The following is a 21,355-nucleotide window of genomic DNA, read 5'->3' on the forward strand; positions in this document are numbered from 1 at the left end:
ATGATGATCTATTGTGACTATGCTGCTACTACACCAATGATGGAGGATGCTTTATCTGTTTATCATGAGGTAGCGCGAAAATATTACGGTAATGCCAGCAGCCTGCACGATAGTGGTTCCAGTGCAGCGAATATATTACAGAATGCGAGAGAAATGTTAGCAGATACATTACATACAACAAGTGATACGATTTATTTTACAAGCGGAGGAACGGAAGGTAATGTGTTAGCTATTGACACATTGCTCAGATCCTGTCAGGGAAAGAAGCATGTAATTTCTTCTATGATGGAGCACAGTTCAGTCTATTACCATCTGCTCCATTTACAGGAATTAGGGTGTATTGAGGTCACATTTCTTGAAGGAAACAGGAATGGCCAAATTAATATAGACGAACTGACTGCAGAGCTAAGACCTGATACATGCCTTGTTTCTATCCAGTATGTCAACGGGGAAACAGGAGTTATTCAGCCAATTAAACAGATTGCCCACATTTTACAACAGCGAAAAGTATATTTTCATAGCGATTGTGTTCAATCATTTGGTAAAATAAAGATTGACCTGAAGGAGATACCGGTGGATGCCATTACGGTCTCCAGCCATAAAGTCTTCGGACCTAAAGGGGTGGGAGCCGTTTATTTTCATAAGGCCATTCCGTTAACTGCACATCCAATTAATATGAATCAGGAAAAAGGAATCCGACCGGGAACTGCAGATGTGGCTGGGGCTGCTGCTTTTGCTTATGCAGCCAGCTATATGAACAGACATTTGCAGGAAAATCATGCCCATTTATTGGATATTAAACGTTATTTTATCAGTCAATTGAAGGAACATCATATTCCACTCACAGTGATCGAAACAGGGTGTCCAAGTATTGCAGGATGTATAGCTGATACGATGCAGGGTGATTATATTTTATTAGAGTATAATCGCTATGGTGTAGCCATTTCCACGGGAAGTGCCTGCAGTATTGGACAGCAGCAAATCCCGCGGGCTATCCGGCCCTTTTTAAAAAAGCAGGAGGATGGGAAACGGTACATTCGCTTCTCATTCAGCCATTTGACTACAATGCAGGACATTGATCAGATAATCGACATATCATCGAAAATTTTCACCAGGATAGAGGAGGAACGTATAAGTTTATGACGAAAAAATTAGCAGGTAATGACAGAAGAAATGCAATAAAAAGCTGGTTACAAGAAGCAAACAACCCTATTACCGGTGGGGAACTAGCTGAGAAAGCAAAGGTCAGCAGGCAAGTGATTGTCCAGGATATTACTTTATTAAAAGCGCAAAACCATCCAATTATTGCAACAAGCAGTGGATATTTATATATGCAGCAGAATGAAGCCAAGCCATATGAAAAGTTAATTGCATGCCGTCATAACCGTGAGGATACAAGAGAAGAATTATATACAATTGTTGATAATGGAGCAATGGTAAAAGATGTGATGATCGAACACCCGATTTATGGTGATCTGAAAGCATCCATTATGGTAAGCAACAGAGCAGAAGTAGATACATTTGTGGAGAGAATTGAGCAGAAAAATGCTCCGTATTTATTAGAGTTAACAGATGGTGTACATAATCATACAATCACCGCAGACCAGGAATGGAAATTGGAGAAAGCATATGAGGCATTAAAGGAAAAAGGGTTCATATTCAAATAAAGCCGATTTCCATTGCCTAATCCCCTAATGAAGAAACGCTTGCGATTTTAAACCGCAAGCGTTACCCCATTTCCACTGTGCAAATAATAAGGATAGCTTCCTAATACGGAAACAGAACATCCCAGTGACTCCATCTCTGCTATTGCATTTGGAATGAGGACATCATCCATTTTCTGTTCAATATCAATAAAGAAGTAATAATTCCCCAATCCTGTTTTCATTGGCCTTGATTCAATCTTGGATAAGTTTAAATTTCGCCAGGCAAAAGCAGATAAAACCTGATGTAAAGCACCTGGACGATCAGAAGGCAAGGATACTGTTATCGAGGTTTTATACCCTTTTTCCTCCAGTTTGTTCGAAGTTAATGCCGTATCGTCTTTGTGCAATACAACAAATCTTGTATGGTTATTATCAAAATCATGAATATCTTTTTTCACAATATCCAGATTATATTCTTTCGCTGCTAAATGGTTAGCAATTGCGGCAACCTTCTCTTCAGGGTGGTTACTAACATACTCTGCAGCTGCAGCTGTGGAAGTCATAGTCTGTGCTTTGACAGCTGGCAGTTGCTTCCTCAAAAAAGCATGACACTGTGCAATTGCATGCGGATGGGAATAAATGACATCAAGCTCCTCTAACGGTTGAGTTTTATTATTCGAGTGAACCATCAAATGCTGTCGTATCGGAACAATTACCTCACTGACAATTTTCACTCTATCTGCCTGAATTAAATAATCGAGTGTGACGTTCACCGTTCCTTCGATTGTATTTTCGAGTGGAACAACTGCATAGTCGATTTCCCCGTTTTGTACAGCATCAATACTTTCCGGAATGTTCTTATATCCTTTTTTCACTTCACCATTAAACATCGCATCTACTGCTATTTTTGTAAAAGTACCTTTTGGTCCAAGGTATCCTATTGTTTCTGACATGAGATTTGTTCCCCCTATTAAGACACGCCTGAGCTTAATATTTCTACTTGATTAACATATGATACTTGTTTTAACTGATGTAATAATTCATCAATCTCTATGGTCATTCCTGTGGTATTCAAAGATAAGGTAACATTTGCTTTCCCTTGAATCGGGATCGTCTGGTGGATCGTTAAAATATTACAGCCGGCATTTGCCACCATTGACAGCAAATGGGATAATGCACCTGTCTGGTCTTCCAGATGGAAGAATAATGTGAGCATTTGCTCTTTCACCATATGCTGAAACGGAAAGACAGCATCACGATATTTATAAAAAACACTGCGGGATAAGCCAATTTTTTTCGTTGCTTCATGAATCGAATCAGCTTTCTTGCCCTCGAGTAATTTTTTCGCTTCAATTGTTTTTTTCATTCCATCCGGTAAAAAGTCCTCACGTACCAAGTAGAATTTTTCATTCTTTCCAGGCATTCATTCATTCCCCTTTATTTGAAACGAGCCTATTCTTTTTTATTCCATAAACTCAAATTCGTAATCAAGTAATCTTACTATGTCGCCGTCTTCTGCTCCTCTTTCACGTAATGCTTCATCAACACCCATTCCGCGTAATTGCCTTGAAAAACGCTGGATTGATTCATCCCGTGTTAAGTCAGTCATTTTAAATAACTTTTCTATCTGGTCACCTGAAAGCACAAAGGCACCGTCCGGATCTCTTGTAATTCTAAATGCTTTCTCCTGTTTTTCAAAGCGGTAAACTACACGGTCCTCTTTCTCTTCAATCGGTTTGTAGTTTTTCGGTATTTCATCCAATTTATTTGCAACAGCAAACAACAGATCACGAATTCCTTCACGCGTAACAGTCGAAATTGGAAAAATCGGATAATCCTCTTCCAGCTGTTCCTTAAAGAATGCCAGCTGCTCCTCCGCTTCAGGTAAATCCATTTTATTAGCTACAATGATTTGAGGGCGTTCTAGAATGGTCGGATCATACTGCTCCAGTTCTTTATTAATTGTAATGAAGTCATCATACGGATCTCTGCCTTCTGTCCCAGCCATATCCAGTACGTGCAGAACAACACGCGTTCTCTCCACATGGCGTAAGAACTGATGACCTAAACCGATACCTTCATGTGCTCCTTCGATTAATCCAGGCAAGTCTGCTAGTACAAAACTTCGGTGATCCTGTGTATCCACAACTCCAAGATTTGGTGATAATGTGGTAAAGTGATAATCCGCAATTTTTGGCCTAGCCGCACTTACTACAGACAATAAGGTGGATTTACCGACACTTGGAAAACCTACTAACCCAACATCTGCAATTAATTTTAATTCAATTTGGATATCTCTTTCGACACCAGGTTCCCCATTTTCCGCAATTTCCGGTGCAGGATTTCTTGCAGTGGCAAAGCGGATGTTTCCACGTCCGCCTCGCCCGCCTTTTGCAATCACCGCACGTTGTTTATTTTCAATTAAATCTGCCAATACTTCTCCTGTGTTCACATCTTTGACTGTTGTGCCTGGAGGAACAGTCAGGACTAAAGGCTCTGCATTCTTACCATGCATCCCTTTTCCCATACCATTTTCTCCACGTTTTGCTTTAAAATGTCTCTGATAACGAAAATCCATTAATGTGTTTAAACCTTCATCAACTTCGAAGATAATATCTCCACCGTTACCGCCATCTCCACCTGCCGGGCCACCCATTGGAACATATATTTCACGACGAAAGGCAACAATTCCGTTACCGCCATCTCCTGCTTTCACATAAACTTTGACTTGATCGACAAACATTCGAATCACCTACTCCATATATTCTGTCCATATTATTTGTAATTGCTTGTCTTCTTTGACTTGAACGGCATCTAAAAAATTATGACTCTTCAGCTGATTTATTAATGCTTCAAGATCCGTCCATTCTCCTTCAACGGTTAACTCCATCTGTTGATCCGTATGAAATACTAACATTGTCTGATAGTGCTGAAATTCTTTTTGATATGCAGACAACTCAGCAAAAATCCGTTCCAGCTGCTGCTTAAGAAGTTCATCTGACAACATGGCTGACTGATCATCTATATCCATACGATACTCCAATGACATATTTTCCGAGAACCAGTTCTTCGTATAAATCCACAGCATTGTTTTCGGAATCTGCAACCGGTCTAACTGTCTTTCATTATTTGCTTTTTCAATAATATCATTTATTTTAGCTTCTGCTTTATCTTGTTTCCCTAATTGTAAGTATCCCATGACAAGCTGTAAATCATTCAAATGATCATGTCGATAATGACGCAATAGTTCAATTACTTCTTTTTCGTCCATCCCCACGTTCACCTCTAAAGCATAATAAGAAAATTATAGCATAGTTGGGATTGAAATGCGATAAGTCGAACACGGATGTTTTTGCTGCTGAGTTACCTTGTATATGGCTGAGGAATTTTCTAGAGGTTTTTTTTCGGAAAAATACCATTTATTCTTCACTCTCCCTGTGCAGGAGAGCTATTCAGATAATGAAACTGCTTTTATTCTTCAACATCTTCCTTGGAAAGAATCTGTTGATGTGGAAACGCCAATTACTTCAACAGCTTTATAATCAGCTGCCAGTTTAATGATTAAATCGCTTCTTTGCCTGGGACCATGCATTAACATATGGTTTTCTCCAAATGAAAAAGACTCTAACCGCCAATGGTTAGAGTCTTATCAAATCCTTATGCAGGATATACACTTACTTTTTTGCGATCGCGTCCGTAGCGTTCGAATTTAACCACACCATCAGTTTTAGCATATAGTGTGTCATCTCCACCACGACCTACGTTTTCACCTGGGTAAATTTTCGTTCCGCGTTGACGGTAAAGGATAGATCCACCAGAAACGAATTGACCATCCGCACGTTTAGCACCTAAACGTTTAGACTCAGAGTCACGACCGTTTTTTGTACTACCTACACCTTTTTTAGACGCGAAGAATTGTAAATCTAGACGTAACATAATCGTTGCACCTCCTTATTTATTAGCATCATTGATCGATATAAACTGACCATAATCCCGCTCAATAGTTTGTAAGGAAATAACCATTCCTTCTAACAAGAGAGACGCTTTCTCATCATTGTTATCATCAGGCAGGGAAATTTGCAAAAAACCACCTTCATCACCGGCCTGGTCGATAGATATATCAATCTCACATAATTGTAATACCGAATTAACAGCACCGAAGGAAACAGCAGACACTGCAGCACAAACTAAATCATGCCCGTATGGACCACTTCCTGCATGTCCTGTAATGGTAAAGGATTTTATTGCACTTGGTTTACGCTCAATTGTCACTTCAATCATAAGAGAAAACCCTTATGCATTGATTTTTTCAATCGTCAACTTAGTGTATGGCTGACGGTGACCTTGTTTGCGTGAATAGTTTTTCTTAGCTTTGAACTTGATTACAGTAATTTTCTTTTGACGGCCTTGCTTTTCCACTTTCGCAGTTACACTAGCTCCATCAACGTAAGGAGTACCAAATTTTGCTTCGTCTCCACCTACTGCAAGCACTTTGTCAAATGTTACTGATTCACCAGCTTCTGCAGCTAGTTTCTCAACGTAGATCACTTGGCCTTCTTCTACTTTCACTTGTTTTCCACCAGTTTCAATAATCGCGTACACAATATGCACCTCCTCTAATACTCAGACTCGCCATACAGGCAGCTTTATCAAAAGCTTTCACAACCTGTTCTGTGCGGTTGCAGCAGCAACGGGTGCTACATAAACAACGAATCGATCATACCATGATTTACAGTAGTTTGTCAATGACCAAATCCTTATGCTGACTAATATATTCTTCAATTATCTCCACACTGCCCGTCCTGACAATACGGTAATGCAGCGTCTGATCATCCGTAAAATGATATACATCGAATGTAATTATACCCTGTATGTTCGGGCGAATATTTTCACGGAAAAAACGAAGAAATTCTGCTGACCCAGCTATAATTATTGCTTCGGTTTTCGTACCATTCCATGCATATAACTGCCTTTCCAGCTGGTAAGCATAAGATTCAAGGTTTTTCACATCATGAACGGTGGAAGACCTGTCTGTTAATAATTGAAGCAAACTGACATGTTCTCTCTTCCTCGCCATTTCTAATAATCCCAATCTGGTAAAGCCGTATACCTCTGTTCTGATAACGTCCTTTTCCAATTCCTTACACAACCATTTTCTAATTTGCTGCTGCTCTTCCCTGTTTTTCATTTTTAAAAAATCAATTAATATGATACCGGACAAGTTTCGTTTGCGGATCTCTGCTGCTATGGGTCGAATTGCCTTCCGGTTTATATGAAAAAGCGTCGTTCCTTTATTTTGCCTGCTCTTGTACTGACTGCTGTCAATATCAATTACAGTTAATCCTTCTGTCTGTTCAATCGTCAGCATAATACCTTCTTTCGTCCGGACTGCCGGTTGAATCGATTCTTCCAGTAATTGATCAATCGTCTTATTGTCAGGCGAATGGACTGTCTGCTTATAAATCATCCTATCAGCTAATTGAGGGAAATTCCGTTCCATTTTCTTCATTTCTTCAAACTGGTCAAAAATGATTTCCGTCAGTGGCATACTTTGGTACTGGTTTAACATCTGATCAGGTATCTGATGAAGAAGGAGCAACGGACAAGGTGCCTTTTTGTGACTCGCCATACTTTTTATCTCTTCATATGTCTGGCGAAGCTTGTCCAGTTGTTCGCGTAAGTCCATTTCTGTTATTTCCACACTCTTTGTACGGATAATTAAGCCTTCCTGCTCTGTTAAAAGCGGTTGAAAGATGGACTCCATTCTCACCCGCTCATGTTCCGAAAGCTTTTTCGAACAGGCAATATAGCCACTGTAGGGTAAATACACCATACTGTTCCCCGGAAAGGTAATATTCGCCGTTAATCTCGGCCCTTTGTCCTGATAGGCTTCTTTAATCACCTGGACAATAACGGATGACCCTTCCGTTAAACTTGAGCTTAATTCACCATCAAAAGGAAATTCCTTTTTTGCCAGAAACCCAACCACATTTTTCTCGATTTCAATAAATGCCGCCTCTATTGACTGATCAACATTTCTGACTTTTCCTAAATAAATGGAGCCAGTTCTAGCCTGGTTTGTTACACGCTCCAGCTGAATATCTTTGACCATATTTTCTTCCGTATACAGCCCGACTTTTTCTGTTAATTTTGTTTGAAATAATAACTTACACATAGGTTACCTCTTCTTCTCTATTTACAATCTCACCAACCGTTAACCGGTGATTTTTTTTAGCAAAAAAAATATCCATACATTCCGTTTCTGTTAAATCCGTATGCACCGTACCTTTATCTTCTATTACCTGGATGAAATGATACCGGTTGCGGTAAAATTTTTGCAATATATCAATTAGTCGCTTTTCTTTGCTCACCTTTAAAATGGATTTTTTCTTATAATGATGTGCAGCAGCACTATTCCGATACAGAATAAATTTCCACCATTTATAATGCCTACGTGTCCATTCTATCCGATTTTCCCAAAATAAAAAACCAAAAAGCAAACATAAACTTAGTGAAGTATTACCAATAAGTAAAGCACAGGTAAGAAAAGTAACTATGGATATCATTGACAGGATGATCGTTAAAGAATGTGCTGTCTGGAAAGGAAATAAGTTATCACAGATAAGGTGTAAAATCCGACCTCCATCTAACGGGTAAATCGGCAGTAAATTTCCCAAAAAAATAAAAATATTATACTGCATTGCAGTGTTAACGGCCGACTCCGGGAACCATTCGATAGAACCTAAAAAATAAAAAAAGAAGAATAAAAACAAATGCTGTGCAGGACCGGCGAGTGTAACGATCCACTCCTCTTTCATTGGCCGCAGCCCGCTCTCTTCTGTTTCCATTACTCCCCCAAATATCCATAAATAAATCCGCTTAACTTTCCAATTGTATTTTTTAGCAAAATAAAAATGACCCAATTCATGAATAATCACAATAAAAGCAATGATAAGGAGATCGATAAACATACCTGTAATAATTGCTACAGCAATAAAGAAAAAAACAATTGGATGAATATGAACCGGGGGCAGAAACTTACTGTTGTTCATTAACATGGATTACCTGAATCGGGTCAATGTACTGTTGGTTTTTCTCGACAGCAAAGTAAATAGCCTTGTTCGCTTCTGACGGTTCATATGAGCCAATTACCTGATTGGACCTGACAGACTGATAGGAATGAACTTCAATATCTGTTAAATAACCATAAATCGTTTTACTGCGATCAGCGTGCTGAATAATTACTGTCTTCCCTGTTTTCGGGTCATTTCCTGCAAAAAGTACCGTACCTGCCTCTACTGCAGCCACTTCTGTTTCTTCCTCAGCTGTTATTAGAATACCTTGACCATTTTCCTGGAAAGATTGGTTAACCTGTCCAAATGCAGGCAATACAGCAATTTCTTCTCCTTCCGTAACACTTGTTTCCCATGCAAATGGTGCTCCGAATTTTGCCTGATACCATGCATTGACTGTTGCGAAAGGAAATTCTTCTTTTAGCACATAGCTTGTCCATTCTTTTGGTTTCTCCAACAAGCTTGATTCCGAATTAATAGAAACAGCACATATCACGAAAAGGAATACAGCGATGATACTTCTCAGCAAAAAGGCCCGAAAAATTAACGGGTGATTATTATTTGATTGGCCACTGTAACTAGGTATGGAAGGGTAAAAACCGTGTCTTTCTTCATCTTCTATAGTCATTCTTTTTGAAAAGTCGGTGCTGCTTTTTTGATAATTGATTTTTTTCTTTTCCTGTTTCCGGCGGTTAATATTGTTTCGAATGGATGATAAATTATTCTTTTTCATATCCTCACAACCCTTTATCCAGTTTGTAATCATTGTATGACAAGCACTGTATGAATATGAGTCAATTTCTTTGCAGATCAGAAAAGAAAGAGAGGTTGGTACATCTTTTTAAAGTTTCATTCAAAAGAACCAGGTAGTGCAGAACAATACCCTTAATTTGGTTGATGTGAGGTAAGAGTCATTAAGCTATGTTTGTACTATAGTGCCGATCCGTCCCAGAAAATAAAAATTCTCATGAACAATCCATCCAGTGAATGTCCATGAGAATTTTATAGTAATATGAAAATGTGTACCTTCTTACATATGAAAATCACACATCTAATTTCTTCCAAAGACTTTCTTCAATTTATCGATAAAGGTTACCTTTTGATCAAGTGATTGGAGCGGCACCGATTCTCCTAAAATTCTTCTCGAAATATTGCGATAAGAGATCGATGCTTTTGTGTTTGGCTGAAAAGCAATCGGCTCTCCATGATTGGTTGCTTTAATAACTTCATCATCATCTGCTACAATTCCAATAAGGTCAATGGAAAGTATCTGCATAATTTCATCAATATCCAGCATATCTCCACTCTTCATCATGTGGTTTCGTATACGGTTGATGATCAGGTTCGGCGGATCAATATCTTCCTGTTCTAATAAACCAATAATGCGGTCGGCATCCCTCACACTCGATTTCTCCGGTGTAGTAACAACTAATGCTTTGTCAGCACCTGCAACAGCGTTCTTAAAGCCTTGCTCAATACCTGCCGGGCAATCTATTAATATATAATCATATTCTGCTTTTAACTCTGTAATAATTTCAATCATACCCTCTGGTGTTAATGCATTCTTATCACTAGTTTGTGCAGCAGGCAGTAAGTATAAACAGTCAAAACGTTTATCTTTAACTAATGCCTGTGAAACTTTGCAACGCTTCTCTACCACATCGATAATGTCATAAATGATACGATTCTCCAGCCCCATCACAACATCTAAGTTCCGCAGGCCAATATCTGTATCTATTAAACACACTTTTTTCTCTAGTAATGCTAAAGAAGTACCTAAATTAGCTGTCGTAGTGGTTTTACCAACGCCACCTTTTCCTGATGTAATAACAATCGCTTCACCCATTCATAATCCTCCTCTCAAAAACACTTAAATCAGATCGTGTTCTGGCTAATGTGCTGATACGATCCATGATTATTTGTTCACTGTCTCTGTCAACAAAACCACATTCCATCATGCCGCCATCCCCTTCATCCGGTGAACGGCTCATCACATTTGCAATTCTCAGCTGTGTTGGACTCATATAAGATGCAGCAATAATGGAAGATTTGTTGCCGTCACTGCCAGCGTGTGCGATTCCTCTCAAATGTCCAAGAATATATATATTACCTGTTGCTACTACCTTTCCGCCAGGATTCACGTCCCCAATTAATAACAGGTCTCCAACTATGTTTAATTCCTGGCCAGAACGGATAATTTTATTATGTAGTTTGATCGCTGTATCATCTTTCCACTCAAGTGCTGTCTGTTTTAAAATAACATTCGATACGATTTGATCAACTGTAAAGTTTTGCTGATTAGCAAACATTTCTTTTAACTTTTCTTCCTGCTCTCCGGTTATGTACCGGTTACCAAGCTCCACCCTTATCCGGATTGGCTGTTCATTCTCTGCTATATAATTCATTGATAGAACACTTTCTAATTCTTTTAATAGATCATTGAATGCACACGTATCATCCATAAAAAGTGTCAGACCGTCCCGTGTTCCTTTTATAGTGATACAACGATTAGTTACCACAATCCTTCAACCCCTTAATCTGCTTCCTGGTGTGTAATTCAATCCTTGTGCTGAAACTTAATATATTGCCACTTTTTTAATAGTTTTTTAATCAGCGGGTAAAAAACAACCCCAACAATAATGTTCCAAGAGATTGTTGGCAATAATCTTTGAAACAGGTAAACATTCCATTCCATTTGGTGGATTTGTATTATATTATAAAGAAAATATGCAAGAATGTCTGCAATAAAAACCCCTATTATCATTACTAAAACTGTAACATAAAGATTTGCATGCAACCATTTCATTAAATTCCGTATAATATAAATAGAAGCAGCGTAAACGAATAAGTATATCCCGATAATGGGTGTGTATAATATATCTACTAACAGACCGAAAAGTGCTGCAAACAAAAAGCTGTAATAAGTATTTCTCCGATCAAAAAAGACCGTGATATAGATTGTGAATATTAACATAAAATGGGATACCATCTGCCAGTTTTCAGGTATATATGTTAACCTTGTTAAAACATTCGCTAATGCACCTTCTAACATGATTAAAAACAAGCAAATACATGCAAGTAAGAAGGGGATGACTCGACTCATGATTCATCCACCTCATCTGTACTTTCCTCTTCAGCTGCTTCCGCTTCTTCTGTTGTTATCATTCCACGGTCTATCACAATAACGTGATGAACAGATTCAAAATCTGCTGAAGGTTTCACATAAGCTACTTTTGTTAAAGAATAACGGCCCTCTGTTACCTCGGTAACTTCCCCGATCTCTAAACCTTTTGGAAAGACACCGCCAAGACCTGATGAAAATACTACTTGTCCTGCTTTTAAATTATCATTGTTCTCATTTAACTCCAATAATAAATAATCTGTTTCCTCATCATAACCAACAATAAATCCTGACATATCTGCCGCATTTTCGTCCTGGTCCACATTAACAGAGATTCGGTTGGATCTGTCAAAACCATTTAATAACAGGACAGTGGAAGTGAACGGGGAGCTTGTCTGTACCTTACCAATCATCCCTTCCCCTGTGATCACAGCCATATTCGGTCCTACTCCATCCTGTGTTCCTTTATTAATTGTAATTTGTTTAAACCAGTAGTCCTTGCTTCTTGCAACAACGGAAGCCTGAATGGCATTAAAATTCTGCAGAAAGTCTGACTCTGTCTTACCAAGAATCGCCTGTAATTCTTCTATTTCCTTCGTTTTTTCCTGGTTTTCATATTCGAGCTGGCGAATTTCTTCCAATTGTGCCTTCAGTTCCTGATTTTCTGAATAAACATTTTTTATTTCGTTTATGTTAGAAAAGAATGTGGTAGTAAAGTTTACAGGCTCATTTACTACTTGCTGCAGCCAGCCGACACTATCATGCACAAAATCTTCAATTAATGTTAAATTACTTCTTTTGCTTAACGAAAATCCAATTAACCCTACTAAAATCATAAGAACGATAAGCAAAATAAATAGATGCTTTTTCTTAAATAGAAACATACAAACACCTGCTTAATCTGTAAAACGGTGAGTAGAGTTTTTTGATTGTGAGCGGAACTGTTCAATATATTCCAGTGACTTTCCTGTTCCGATTGCCACACTGTCCAGTGGTTCCTCTGCAACAAAAGTAGGCATTTTTGTTTCATCACTTATGACTTCATCGAGACCTTTTAATAGAGCCCCGCCGCCAGACAATACAATTCCTCTGTCCATAACGTCTGCAGAAAGTTCAGGAGGAGTTAATTCCAGTGTATTCTTGACAGATTCGACAATTGCATCAACTGTATCCTTTAGAGCATAAGCTATTTCTTCCGATGTAATGGTAATGGTTTTAGGCAAACCTGTTAACAAGTCTCTCCCTCTAATATCCATTTCGTCTACTTCTGTAGGAACTTTTGCTGAACCTATATCCATTTTAATGGATTCAGCTGATCTTTCCCCAATCATCAAGTTATATTTCCGTTTGACATATTGAATAATGGCATCATCCATATCATCACCAGCTGTACGGATCGATTTACTTGTAACGATTCCGCCTAATGAGATAACCGCAACTTCTGTTGTTCCACCACCAATATCAACAATCATGCTTCCTGTTGGTTCCCATACAGGAAGACCTGCTCCAATTGCTGCTGCAAAAGGCTCTGCAATTGGAAAAGCATCTTTTGCACCTGCCTGCTTTGTAGCATCAATAACAGCCCGCTCTTCCACCATAGTAATCCCTGATGGCACACAAACCATAACGTTCGGTTTTTTAGCAAAAGATGATCGGTTTTTTTGAGCTAACTTGATATAATATTTCATCATTGCAGCTGTTGTATCATAATCGGCAATAACCCCATCCTTCATCGGGCGGATGACCGCAATATTACCGGGAGTCCGTCCAATCATTTTCTTTGCATCACTGCCCACTGCCTCAATATCGCCAGTTGCTTTATTAATCGCAACAACAGAAGGTTCTCTTACTACAACACCTTTACCTTTTATGAATACAAGGGTATTCGCAGTTCCCAGATCTATCCCCAAATCTTGTGAAAAGTTTAATAATGCCAATCTTTTTCTTCCTCTCAAAGCTAATTTATTAATGTTAATCATGCTTATTTTATGCTCAAATTATCATTCAATCAAGAATTTGCCTGTAAATTTGCTCTGTTCATAATTATAGTATAGGCAATATCCTTTATTAAATTGCATAGTAAATGTTGCATAATACCATTTATTTCATTCTAATTCTACTATATACTTTTACTGTAATAACGTACAATAATAAACGCCTTTATACAAGCAATTTCTTGTACAAGGCGTTCGTTTTGAGCTTGTAATTTAATTATACTTAAATTTTTACAAAATAGATAGTGTCACAAGTACCCTTTTTCTTTTAATGAAGTAAATCGATGGTCACCGATTATAAGATGGTCAAGTAACTCTATTCCTACCACTTTCCCACTTTCTACTAGTCTTTTCGTTACCTGGATATCTTCCTGTGATGGAGACGGGTCTCCTGAGGGATGATTATGTGCACAAATGATGGAAGCAGAGGATCTTTTGACAGCTTCCCTGAAGATTTCGCGGGGGTGTACAATAGAGGCATTCAGACTGCCGATGAAAATGGTTTGGCGGTGAATGACCTGGTTCTTTGTATTTAGAAAAACAACAACAAAATGCTCCTGCTTTAACTGACGCATTTCTTCCATCAAGAAGTTGGCTCCATCCTCCGGACTGCGGATAATGTAACGGTCTCTTTCCTGGAATTGATGGATTCGCTTGCCAAATTCTATTGCTGCTAACAAGTTTACCCCCTTTGCCAATCCAATCCCGTTAATTCCTGTCAACTCCTCAATTGTTACCTCTTTCAGCTGACCTAACCCTTCAAAATGTCTTAATACCCGCTCAGCTAATTGATAGACATTTTCCTTCCTTGTCCCAGTCCCAAGTAATATGGCCATTAACTCCTGATTGGACAGGTGCCCCGGGCCAAACTCTACCAGTCTTTCACGCGGCCTGTCACGTTTTGGTACCTCTTTCATTTTTACGATCTCAGTATTCATTTGATTCCTCCTGCTTCTATATTTCCTACCATTACATTTTACGAAATATAGGTGGAAGCAACAAACAGACTATTCATTAATTTCTCTTATCATTGCTTTAATTTATTCTTTTGTATGGCTGAAACAAGAGAGTTTTCCAATAAAAAAATGAAGATAGAAGGAAATTATACTATTGCCCAGTTATTTTGGAATACTGATACCAGATTTCTAATACAGAAAGAGAGTCTAGCTTCTCTTTACCACTGAGTTCTTCCGTTTTCTTCACAAAACTTTCGATAGTTGAAGAAATCTCAGCAGGTTTTTTTGCCATCCATTCTTCCAAACCACTAACATCTTTACTTTCAAGTAATGCAGGTAAAAGAGTATCAAATGACTGGAGCCACTTTTTCTCGCTTTCTGTTACACTAACTTCAACAGGGACAGTTGTCCATGCCTTACCACCATACATCTCCACATCTGATTTGACAGCTTCCAAATATTTTTTTGATGCTTCACTTGTCGAATGAACAGAAGTAAACAGATGGTACTGATTATCCCTGTTCCAGATCATTGCAGGTATGTTGGATGCTTTTAATTCATTTTGCAGTTGAATAGCAGCAGATTCCGAAGTGAACACACCAGCCTGAACGACATAAGCCTGGTGTGTATTGCTTTTAAAAACAGGGAGATTACTGTCCGGTTGTTCCACTTCCTTCGTACCTTCTGAGGCAGTAACTGTACTTGTAACATGTTCGCTGTTTTGGAAGCTAACTTCTTCAGGGTCCATATCAACGAAAATCTTTAACATAATGAATCCCAGAAACGTACCAATAATAATTGCCGTTAAAGCTGCGTAAATAAAAGAACGGTAGGTTGTCCAAAAGCCAGGTTTGGCAGGCCTGTTAACAGACTGAAACACTGGCGGACTAGTGTCATAATTTACCGGCTTCTTTTCCTGTTCCAATAGATGTTCAATCGGATCTTTTTTCGAATCTCTCTTCTGGTGGTTTATCTGAACGGAAATTCTATTATTGTTTTTCATACAGATCCCTCATTTCAGCTCTTTTCTACCACCCTATCATATAATATATAAGATGTAAGACGAGTTTTGTCATACAGCTAGGAAAAACTTTCTCCACAAACTGATAAACAGTGGCAGCAAATTCATTCACACGCGGTAATTAACAGAAAAGGGACATTATTTTTTGTCAAAGAAAGAGGGTTTTAATCAAAGTCTCGGGAGGAACTTTTTAATAGAATCAAAAAGGCGGCAGGTAAACTGATAGAATAACGTTCTACAGCTGCCCTCACCGCCATTCTTTTAAATTCTTGAAATATAACCTTTGATTTCTTCCACAAAGTGCAATGAACCAGTAATAAGTAAAACATCTTCCGGATTCAGCTGTTGCATTAATTCCGTTAAAGCCTCTTTATAATCTGGTAGAAATTCAATGTCTTCTGCTACATCCTGCTCGGACAAAGCCCTTGGATGATCAAATGTTGTTACAACAAACTTATTACTATATTGTTTAAGCAAGTGTGTCATCTGGTCGACTTCTTTATCTTTAAAGGCACTGAATAAAGTATAAATCTTCCGGTTGTTCCAATACAGTTTACTTGTCTCTATTAACTTCTTTATACTGGCCACATTATGTGCCCCATCAATCAAAATTCCCGGAGAATTATTTAATATTTGCAATCGATTCGTTATTTTTGCCTGCTTCAGCCCTTTTAACATTGCATCCTGCCTTATTGACCAGCCCTTTTCCATAAGCAAATGTAAAACCATGAGTGCTAGAGCTGCATTCTCTGCCTGATGCTTGCCTATCATCGTTATTTCTGCGGGAATTTCGGTTTGATAGCTGAAAACGAACTGTTGGGAACTGCTGTTTACCTTCCAATCTTTTATTTGAAAATGTGTATTGAAAAAATAAATGGATGCTTCTTCTTTTGAAGCTTTTTTAAGCACTACCTCACTCGCTTCTTTGGGGAGATCGCCCACTACTACAGGAGTACCGTGTTTAATAATTCCCGCTTTGTGTGCAGCTATTTCAGCTAAACTGTTACCAAGGAAACCCATATGATCATAATCAATTGTAGTAATGACTGTTACGATTGGTTCAACCCGGTTCGTTACATCCTCTCTTCCACCCATGCATGTTTCTATTAAAGCAATATCTGTTTTTTCCAGGAAATAAAGGAGTGTCATCACCATCAGAATCTCATATTCGGATGGCGCTAAATCTAACCCATCCATCTCCCTTATAACAGGTAATAATTGATGTAAAATATCGATAAATGATTGTTCGGTAATTGTCTGGCGATTTATTCTCATATGGTCTCTAATTGTCGGCAAACCTGGTGAAACAAACGTACCTACAGTATAACCATTTGCGATTAATACTTCTTCCATGTAGGTTATGGTGGACCCTTTTCCATTTGTACCAGCCACATGAATCGTTTTTATGCGTCTTTCCGGATGACCTGTTTTTTTCAGTAAATAATCAAGACGTTCCAGTCCCGGCTTAATTCCCAGTTTCCTTCTTGAGTCAAAAAATAATTCAGCTTCCTGAAATGTTTTCATCTTCTTCACACTTTCTTCGTTTGATTTTCTGTCCATTAACGGTATGATACAATGAGGAACAAAAAAGGGGAGATCATGATGAACGGGTGGGTTATTTATAATGGCCATCTTGCAGGAGATGCGTTTCTGCAATTTCCAGAACAGGTAAAAAAAACAGGGAAACAGAAAAATATAAAAATCGAGCTTGTTGCCAACAATCATCTACGTAATAAACTGACTAATGACGGGATACTTCTTGAGCATATAAAAGGATGGGAATTACCTTCATTTGTTATCTTTCATGATAAAGATATTGCACTTGCACGTCAATTAGAGTTACTTGGTATTCCCGTTTACAACAGTGCTCAAAGTGTTGAATTATGTGATAATAAAGTACTAATGTACCAGCAATTAGCTAAAAACCAGTTAAATATTCCTCAAACAGTAATAGCACCTAAAATTTTTGCCAATACATCAGCACTGGATCTTGAACCATTCATTCAACTCGCTGAGAGTTTCAGCTATCCGTTTGTCATAAAAGAAGGGTTCGGGTCATTTGGGGAACAAGTTTACCTTGTCCATAACGAAAAAGAATACATGGAGAAAGTAAAACAGATTTATGACAGACCTTTTGTTTTACAAGAATTTATAGAATCGAGTTATGGAAAAGACATTCGGATCTTCGTCGCAGGGGATATGGTTGCAGCAGCGTTACAACGGAGCTCTGCCACAGACTTCCGTGCAAATGTCCACCTTGGCAGCAATGTAGAGAAATATGAGGCCACTTTACAGGAAGCAGAATTGGCATTAAAAGCAGCCAAGGCGGTCGGTGCATCCTATTGCGGTGTGGACTTATTGTTCGGAAGAGACGGGGAACCAGTTGTTTGTGAAGTAAATACGAACGCCCATGTCGCTAATATTTTGAAGCATACCGGAGTGAATGTTGCTGAGCCGATTCTTGAACATATTATTTCAGAAATTACACAATAGAAAAAGCGGGACAAATCATCTTACTGATCGTCCCGCTTTTTTATTATGGCTGCATTACCCTTGTAATTCGGAAATACGTGCCTTCACTCTTTCTCGTTTATCGATATAATCTTTTTGTTTCGCTTTCTCAGCTTCTACCACTTGTTCTGGTGCCTTTTTCACAAAACCTTCATTTGATAGTTTCTTTTCCACTCGTTCGACTTCTTTATTCCATTTATCTAATTCCGCTTCCAGTCTTGCAACTTCTTTGTCCACATCAATTAATCCTTCCAGTGGTAAGAAGATCTCCGCACCTGTCACAACTGCAGACATTGCTTTTTCTGGTGCCTGAATGTTCGTATCAATTGTAAGCTCACTCGGATTACAGAAACGATCAATATAAACCCGATTCTCTTCCAATTTAGCTCGACCATCCTCATCACTTGCCTGGATCAGAATAGGAATTTCCTTGGACAATGGTGTATCAACTTCTGCTCGGATATTTCGTACAGAACGAATGATTGCAACAAGCTGCTTCATAATATCAGATGCTTCATCGTTTGACAGTTCTCCATTTACCTTCGGCCAGCTCGCAAGAACGATGGATTCTCCTTCATGTGGAAGCTGTTGCCAAATCTCTTCCGTAACGAACGGCATAAACGGATGCAGCATACGCATCGTATGATCAAGGACATATGCCAGTACAGAGCGTGTCGTTAATTTCGCTTCTTCATCTTCTCCGTACAGTGGCAGTTTAGCCATCTCAATATACCAGTCACAGAAATCATCCCAGATAAAGTTATACAAGTAACGTCCCGCTTCACCAAATTCATATTTATCAACGTTTCTCGTAACCTGCTCAATTGTTTCATTAAGACGTGTTAAGATCCAGTGATCTGCTACTGATTTCTTGCCAGTAAGATCTATTTGCTCAAATTTCAGACCATTCATATTCATTAAAGCAAAACGGGAGGCATTCCATATTTTATTAACGAAATTCCATGTTGATTCAACCTTTTCCCATTGGAAGCGTAGATCCTGTCCAGGGCTTGAGCCTGTTGAAAGGAAGTAGCGCAGTGAATCCGCTCCGTATTTCTCAATTACTTCCATCGGGTCTACTCCATTACCTAGAGACTTACTCATTTTTCGGCCTTCGGCATCACGAACAAGGCCGTGGATTAATACATCTTTAAATGGGCGTTTCCCATTAAATTCTTTGGATTGGAAAATCATTCTCGCTACCCAGAAAAAGATAATATCATAACCTGTAACAAGCGCATTTGTCGGGAAGAAATGTTTGAAATCTTCATCTTCCGTATTTGGCCAGTTTAATGTCGAAAATGGCCATAATGCAGACGAGAACCATGTGTCTAATACATCTGTATCCTGTTCCCAGTTTTCCAGATCTTCCGGTGCTTCTTTGCCTACATACACTTCTCCTGTTTCCTTGTGATACCATGCAGGAATTCGGTGGCCCCACCATAATTGACGGGAAATACACCAATCGCGGATATTTTCCATCCAGCGTAAATATGTTTTCTCAAAACGGTCAGGAACAAAATGTACTTTTTCTTCATCAGAGCCTTGCTGCATCGCAACTGCATTATCAGCAAGTGGCTGCATTCTTACAAACCATTGTGTGGATAAATATGGTTCAACTACTGCCCCGCTTCGTTCTGAGTGACCAACAGAGTGCATGTGTTCTTCAATTTTAAATAATACGCCTTCGTCTTGCAGATCTTTAACGATTTGTTTACGGCATTCAAAACGGTCAAGACCTTGATATTTACCAGCATTATCATTCATAGTGCCATCTTCATTCATAACAAGCACTCGTTCCAAGCTGTGACGGTTACCGATCTCAAAATCATTTGGATCGTGTGCTGGTGTGATTTTTACCGCACCTGAACCAAACTCCATATCAACATAGTCGTCTGCAACAATCTCGATTTCACGGCCGACAATTGGTAACTTTACTTTTTTACCGATTAAATGTTTGTAACGCTCATCTTCCGGGTGTACTGCTACTGCTGTATCTCCAAGCATAGTCTCAGGACGGGTTGTAGCAATTTCTATATATCCGCTTCCGTCAGCAAGAGGATACTTCATATGATAAAAATTTCCCTGAACATCTTTGTAGATTACTTCAATATCAGAAAGTGCTGTCTTCGTAGCAGGATCCCAGTTAATGATATATTCACCACGGTAAATAAGACCTTTTTCATACAATTTTACAAATACTTCTTTTACCGCTTCTGAAAGACCTTCATCCAAGGTAAAGCGTTCCCGAGAATAGTCTAAGCCAAGTCCCAGTTTAGCCCATTGCTTGCGGATAAATCCTGCGTATTCTTCCTTCCAGTCCCATGCTTTTTCTAAAAATTTTTCACGTCCAAGGTCATATCTGCTGGTGCCTTGCTCACGTAATTTTTCTTCGACTTTTGCCTGTGTAGCAATCCCTGCATGGTCCATTCCCGGCAGGTACAGCACATCATATCCTTGCATACGTTTAATTCTTGTAATAATGTCCTGCAATGTCGTATCCCATGCATGCCCAATGTGAAGTTTCCCTGTTACGTTTGGCGGCGGGATAACAATCGTAAATGGTTCTTTATCCAGATTTCTTTCCGCTTCAAAAAACTTCCCATTCACCCAGTAATCATAGCGGCCCTTTTCCACAGCGGTCGGGTCATATTTGGGTGGTAAATTCACTTCATTTTGCTCTTGTTCTGACATATTATAATTCCTCCTTTTAGGAAATATTTAATTTTTCCAGGATACAAAAAATCCTTCTCATCCCTATTAAAAAGGACGAAAAGGATTTATTTTCCGTGGTACCACCTTATTTTATAAGCAGAATATTCTGCATATACACTCATTAACGAGATAACGGGTCAACCGGCTTTACCTACTATCCGTTCAGTAAAGCTGCTTCAGAGGCTACCTTCCTGCACCATTTTTTCGAAAAAACCTTCCAGCCTGCGGGTTTTTCTCTCTGCCGATAAGTATGCAGTACTCTTCCTCGTCATTGCATCAAGCAATTTGATTATATGTTATTTTATCCATAAAAACGCA

22 protein-coding genes and 2 other annotated features are annotated in these 21,355 nt (G+C 38.8%); of the genes, 3 read left to right on the forward strand and 19 right to left on the reverse strand.

Annotation, left to right across the window (positions count from 1 at the left end):
- Both BMW36_RS10075 and BMW36_RS10080 read left to right on the forward strand, forming a co-directional pair.
- The gene (locus tag BMW36_RS10075; RefSeq protein ID WP_245711650.1) at positions 1–1,143 is read left to right on the forward strand and encodes an IscS subfamily cysteine desulfurase; all 1,143 of its coding nucleotides are present in this window, start codon (positions 1–3) and stop codon (positions 1,141–1,143) included.
- The gene (locus BMW36_RS10080; protein ID WP_089740757.1) at positions 1,140–1,667 is read left to right on the forward strand and encodes a transcription repressor NadR; all 528 of its coding nucleotides are present in this window, start codon (positions 1,140–1,142) and stop codon (positions 1,665–1,667) included. Before BMW36_RS10075 ends, BMW36_RS10080 begins: the two co-directional genes overlap by 4 nt.
- A gap of 47 nt (positions 1,668–1,714) precedes the next feature.
- On the opposite strand, the gene pheA is transcribed toward BMW36_RS10080, so the two are convergent.
- The 18 genes from pheA to BMW36_RS10170 form a co-directional block, all read right to left on the reverse strand.
- Positions 1,715–2,599, reverse strand: coding sequence for a prephenate dehydratase (gene pheA, locus BMW36_RS10085; protein WP_089740758.1), 885 nt, complete (start codon positions 2,597–2,599; stop codon positions 1,715–1,717).
- A gap of 17 nt (positions 2,600–2,616) precedes the next feature.
- Complete coding sequence (locus BMW36_RS10090) at positions 2,617–3,069, reverse strand: ACT domain-containing protein (RefSeq protein ID WP_089740759.1); 453 nt, start codon at positions 3,067–3,069, stop codon at positions 2,617–2,619.
- Positions 3,070–3,108: 39 nt separating this feature from the next.
- Entirely contained in the window at positions 3,109–4,389 is a 1,281-nt protein-coding gene (obgE, locus tag BMW36_RS10095; protein ID WP_089740760.1) for a GTPase ObgE, read from the reverse strand.
- A gap of 9 nt (positions 4,390–4,398) precedes the next feature.
- Positions 4,399–4,917, reverse strand: a complete 519-nt coding sequence (locus BMW36_RS10100) for a Spo0B domain-containing protein (RefSeq protein ID WP_089740761.1) — start codon at positions 4,915–4,917, stop codon at positions 4,399–4,401.
- A gap of 386 nt (positions 4,918–5,303) precedes the next feature.
- Entirely contained in the window at positions 5,304–5,582 is a 279-nt protein-coding gene (gene rpmA, locus BMW36_RS10105; protein ID WP_089740762.1) for a 50S ribosomal protein L27, read from the reverse strand.
- A gap of 15 nt (positions 5,583–5,597) precedes the next feature.
- Positions 5,598–5,927 (reverse strand): ribosomal-processing cysteine protease Prp, encoded by a 330-nt coding sequence (locus BMW36_RS10110; RefSeq protein WP_089740763.1) that lies wholly within the window; start codon positions 5,925–5,927, stop codon positions 5,598–5,600.
- A gap of 12 nt (positions 5,928–5,939) precedes the next feature.
- Positions 5,940–6,248 carry a 50S ribosomal protein L21 gene (gene rplU, locus BMW36_RS10115; RefSeq protein ID WP_089740764.1) on the reverse strand — a complete coding sequence of 103 codons (309 nt, stop codon included), beginning with the start codon at positions 6,246–6,248 and terminating at the stop codon, positions 5,940–5,942.
- A gap of 13 nt (positions 6,249–6,261) precedes the next feature.
- Positions 6,262–6,337: a sequence feature (ribosomal protein L21 leader region), on the reverse strand.
- Positions 6,338–6,375: 38 nt separating this feature from the next.
- Positions 6,376–7,821 (reverse strand): ribonuclease E/G, encoded by a 1,446-nt coding sequence (locus BMW36_RS10120; protein ID WP_089740765.1) that lies wholly within the window; start codon positions 7,819–7,821, stop codon positions 6,376–6,378.
- Entirely contained in the window at positions 7,814–8,698 is an 885-nt protein-coding gene (locus BMW36_RS10125; protein ID WP_089740766.1) for a site-2 protease family protein, read from the reverse strand. The genes BMW36_RS10120 and BMW36_RS10125 overlap by 8 nt, the downstream gene beginning before the upstream one ends.
- Positions 8,685–9,452 (reverse strand): M23 family metallopeptidase, encoded by a 768-nt coding sequence (locus BMW36_RS10130; protein WP_089740767.1) that lies wholly within the window; start codon positions 9,450–9,452, stop codon positions 8,685–8,687. Before BMW36_RS10130 ends, BMW36_RS10125 begins: the two co-directional genes overlap by 14 nt.
- A gap of 318 nt (positions 9,453–9,770) precedes the next feature.
- Entirely contained in the window at positions 9,771–10,565 is a 795-nt protein-coding gene (gene minD / locus BMW36_RS10135) for a septum site-determining protein MinD (protein WP_089740768.1), read from the reverse strand.
- Entirely contained in the window at positions 10,558–11,238 is a 681-nt protein-coding gene (gene minC, locus BMW36_RS10140) for a septum site-determining protein MinC (protein ID WP_089740769.1), read from the reverse strand. The genes minD and minC overlap by 8 nt, the downstream gene beginning before the upstream one ends.
- A 38-nt stretch (positions 11,239–11,276) precedes the next feature.
- Positions 11,277–11,822, reverse strand: coding sequence for a rod shape-determining protein MreD (gene mreD, locus BMW36_RS10145; protein WP_089740770.1), 546 nt, complete (start codon positions 11,820–11,822; stop codon positions 11,277–11,279).
- A complete protein-coding gene (gene mreC / locus BMW36_RS10150) occupies positions 11,819–12,724 on the reverse strand; it encodes a rod shape-determining protein MreC (RefSeq protein ID WP_089740771.1) in 906 nt (301 codons plus the stop codon). Before mreC ends, mreD begins: the two co-directional genes overlap by 4 nt.
- 12 nt (positions 12,725–12,736) lie before the next feature.
- A complete protein-coding gene (locus tag BMW36_RS10155; RefSeq protein WP_089740772.1) occupies positions 12,737–13,777 on the reverse strand; it encodes a rod shape-determining protein in 1,041 nt (346 codons plus the stop codon).
- A 305-nt stretch (positions 13,778–14,082) separates the two neighbouring features.
- Complete coding sequence (radC, locus tag BMW36_RS10160; RefSeq protein ID WP_089740773.1) at positions 14,083–14,772, reverse strand: RadC family protein; 690 nt, start codon at positions 14,770–14,772, stop codon at positions 14,083–14,085.
- A gap of 169 nt (positions 14,773–14,941) precedes the next feature.
- Positions 14,942–15,793 (reverse strand): SPOR domain-containing protein, encoded by an 852-nt coding sequence (locus BMW36_RS10165; protein WP_089740774.1) that lies wholly within the window; start codon positions 15,791–15,793, stop codon positions 14,942–14,944.
- Positions 15,794–16,072: 279 nt separating this feature from the next.
- Positions 16,073–17,335 carry a bifunctional folylpolyglutamate synthase/dihydrofolate synthase gene (locus BMW36_RS10170; protein WP_175480410.1) on the reverse strand — a complete coding sequence of 421 codons (1,263 nt, stop codon included), beginning with the start codon at positions 17,333–17,335 and terminating at the stop codon, positions 16,073–16,075.
- A gap of 75 nt (positions 17,336–17,410) precedes the next feature.
- Here BMW36_RS10170 and BMW36_RS10175 point away from each other — a divergent pair, with 75 nt between their 5' ends.
- Positions 17,411–18,304 carry an ATP-grasp domain-containing protein gene (locus BMW36_RS10175; RefSeq protein WP_175480411.1) on the forward strand — a complete coding sequence of 298 codons (894 nt, stop codon included), beginning with the start codon at positions 17,411–17,413 and terminating at the stop codon, positions 18,302–18,304.
- Between the two features lie 54 nt (positions 18,305–18,358).
- Here the strand turns inward: BMW36_RS10175 and BMW36_RS10180 are convergent, their stop codons facing one another.
- Positions 18,359–21,016, reverse strand: coding sequence for a valine--tRNA ligase (locus tag BMW36_RS10180; RefSeq protein WP_089740777.1), 2,658 nt, complete (start codon positions 21,014–21,016; stop codon positions 18,359–18,361).
- A 68-nt stretch (positions 21,017–21,084) separates the two neighbouring features.
- Positions 21,085–21,318: a binding site (T-box leader), on the reverse strand.
- Between the last annotated feature and the right edge of the window lie 37 nt (positions 21,319–21,355).

It is taken from the genome of Gracilibacillus ureilyticus, from assembly GCF_900111195.1.
GTDB classification, from domain to species: domain Bacteria; phylum Bacillota; class Bacilli; order Bacillales; family Amphibacillaceae; genus Gracilibacillus; species Gracilibacillus ureilyticus.

Coding starts and splice junctions, on each gene's coding strand:
- BMW36_RS10075 (WP_245711650.1), top strand. CDS start 1: ATGATGATCTATTGTGACTATGCTGCTACTACACCAATGATGGAGGAT.
- BMW36_RS10080 (WP_089740757.1), top strand. CDS start 1,140: ATGACGAAAAAATTAGCAGGTAATGACAGAAGAAATGCAATAAAAAGC.
- pheA (WP_089740758.1), bottom strand. CDS start 2,599: ATGTCAGAAACAATAGGATACCTTGGACCAAAAGGTACTTTTACAAAA.
- BMW36_RS10090 (WP_089740759.1), bottom strand. CDS start 3,069: ATGCCTGGAAAGAATGAAAAATTCTACTTGGTACGTGAGGACTTTTTA.
- obgE (WP_089740760.1), bottom strand. CDS start 4,389: ATGTTTGTCGATCAAGTCAAAGTTTATGTGAAAGCAGGAGATGGCGGT.
- BMW36_RS10100 (WP_089740761.1), bottom strand. CDS start 4,917: ATGGACGAAAAAGAAGTAATTGAACTATTGCGTCATTATCGACATGAT.
- rpmA (WP_089740762.1), bottom strand. CDS start 5,582: ATGTTACGTCTAGATTTACAATTCTTCGCGTCTAAAAAAGGTGTAGGT.
- BMW36_RS10110 (WP_089740763.1), bottom strand. CDS start 5,927: ATGATTGAAGTGACAATTGAGCGTAAACCAAGTGCAATAAAATCCTTT.
- BMW36_RS10120 (WP_089740765.1), bottom strand. CDS start 7,821: ATGTGTAAGTTATTATTTCAAACAAAATTAACAGAAAAAGTCGGGCTG.
- BMW36_RS10125 (WP_089740766.1), bottom strand. CDS start 8,698: ATGAACAACAGTAAGTTTCTGCCCCCGGTTCATATTCATCCAATTGTT.
- BMW36_RS10130 (WP_089740767.1), bottom strand. CDS start 9,452: ATGAAAAAGAATAATTTATCATCCATTCGAAACAATATTAACCGCCGG.
- minD (WP_089740768.1), bottom strand. CDS start 10,565: ATGGGTGAAGCGATTGTTATTACATCAGGAAAAGGTGGCGTTGGTAAA.
- mreD (WP_089740770.1), bottom strand. CDS start 11,822: ATGAGTCGAGTCATCCCCTTCTTACTTGCATGTATTTGCTTGTTTTTA.
- mreC (WP_089740771.1), bottom strand. CDS start 12,724: ATGTTTCTATTTAAGAAAAAGCATCTATTTATTTTGCTTATCGTTCTT.
- radC (WP_089740773.1), bottom strand. CDS start 14,772: ATGAATACTGAGATCGTAAAAATGAAAGAGGTACCAAAACGTGACAGG.
- BMW36_RS10165 (WP_089740774.1), bottom strand. CDS start 15,793: ATGAAAAACAATAATAGAATTTCCGTTCAGATAAACCACCAGAAGAGA.
- BMW36_RS10170 (WP_175480410.1), bottom strand. CDS start 17,335: ATGAAAACATTTCAGGAAGCTGAATTATTTTTTGACTCAAGAAGGAAA.
- BMW36_RS10175 (WP_175480411.1), top strand. CDS start 17,411: ATGATGAACGGGTGGGTTATTTATAATGGCCATCTTGCAGGAGATGCG.
- BMW36_RS10180 (WP_089740777.1), bottom strand. CDS start 21,016: ATGTCAGAACAAGAGCAAAATGAAGTGAATTTACCACCCAAATATGAC.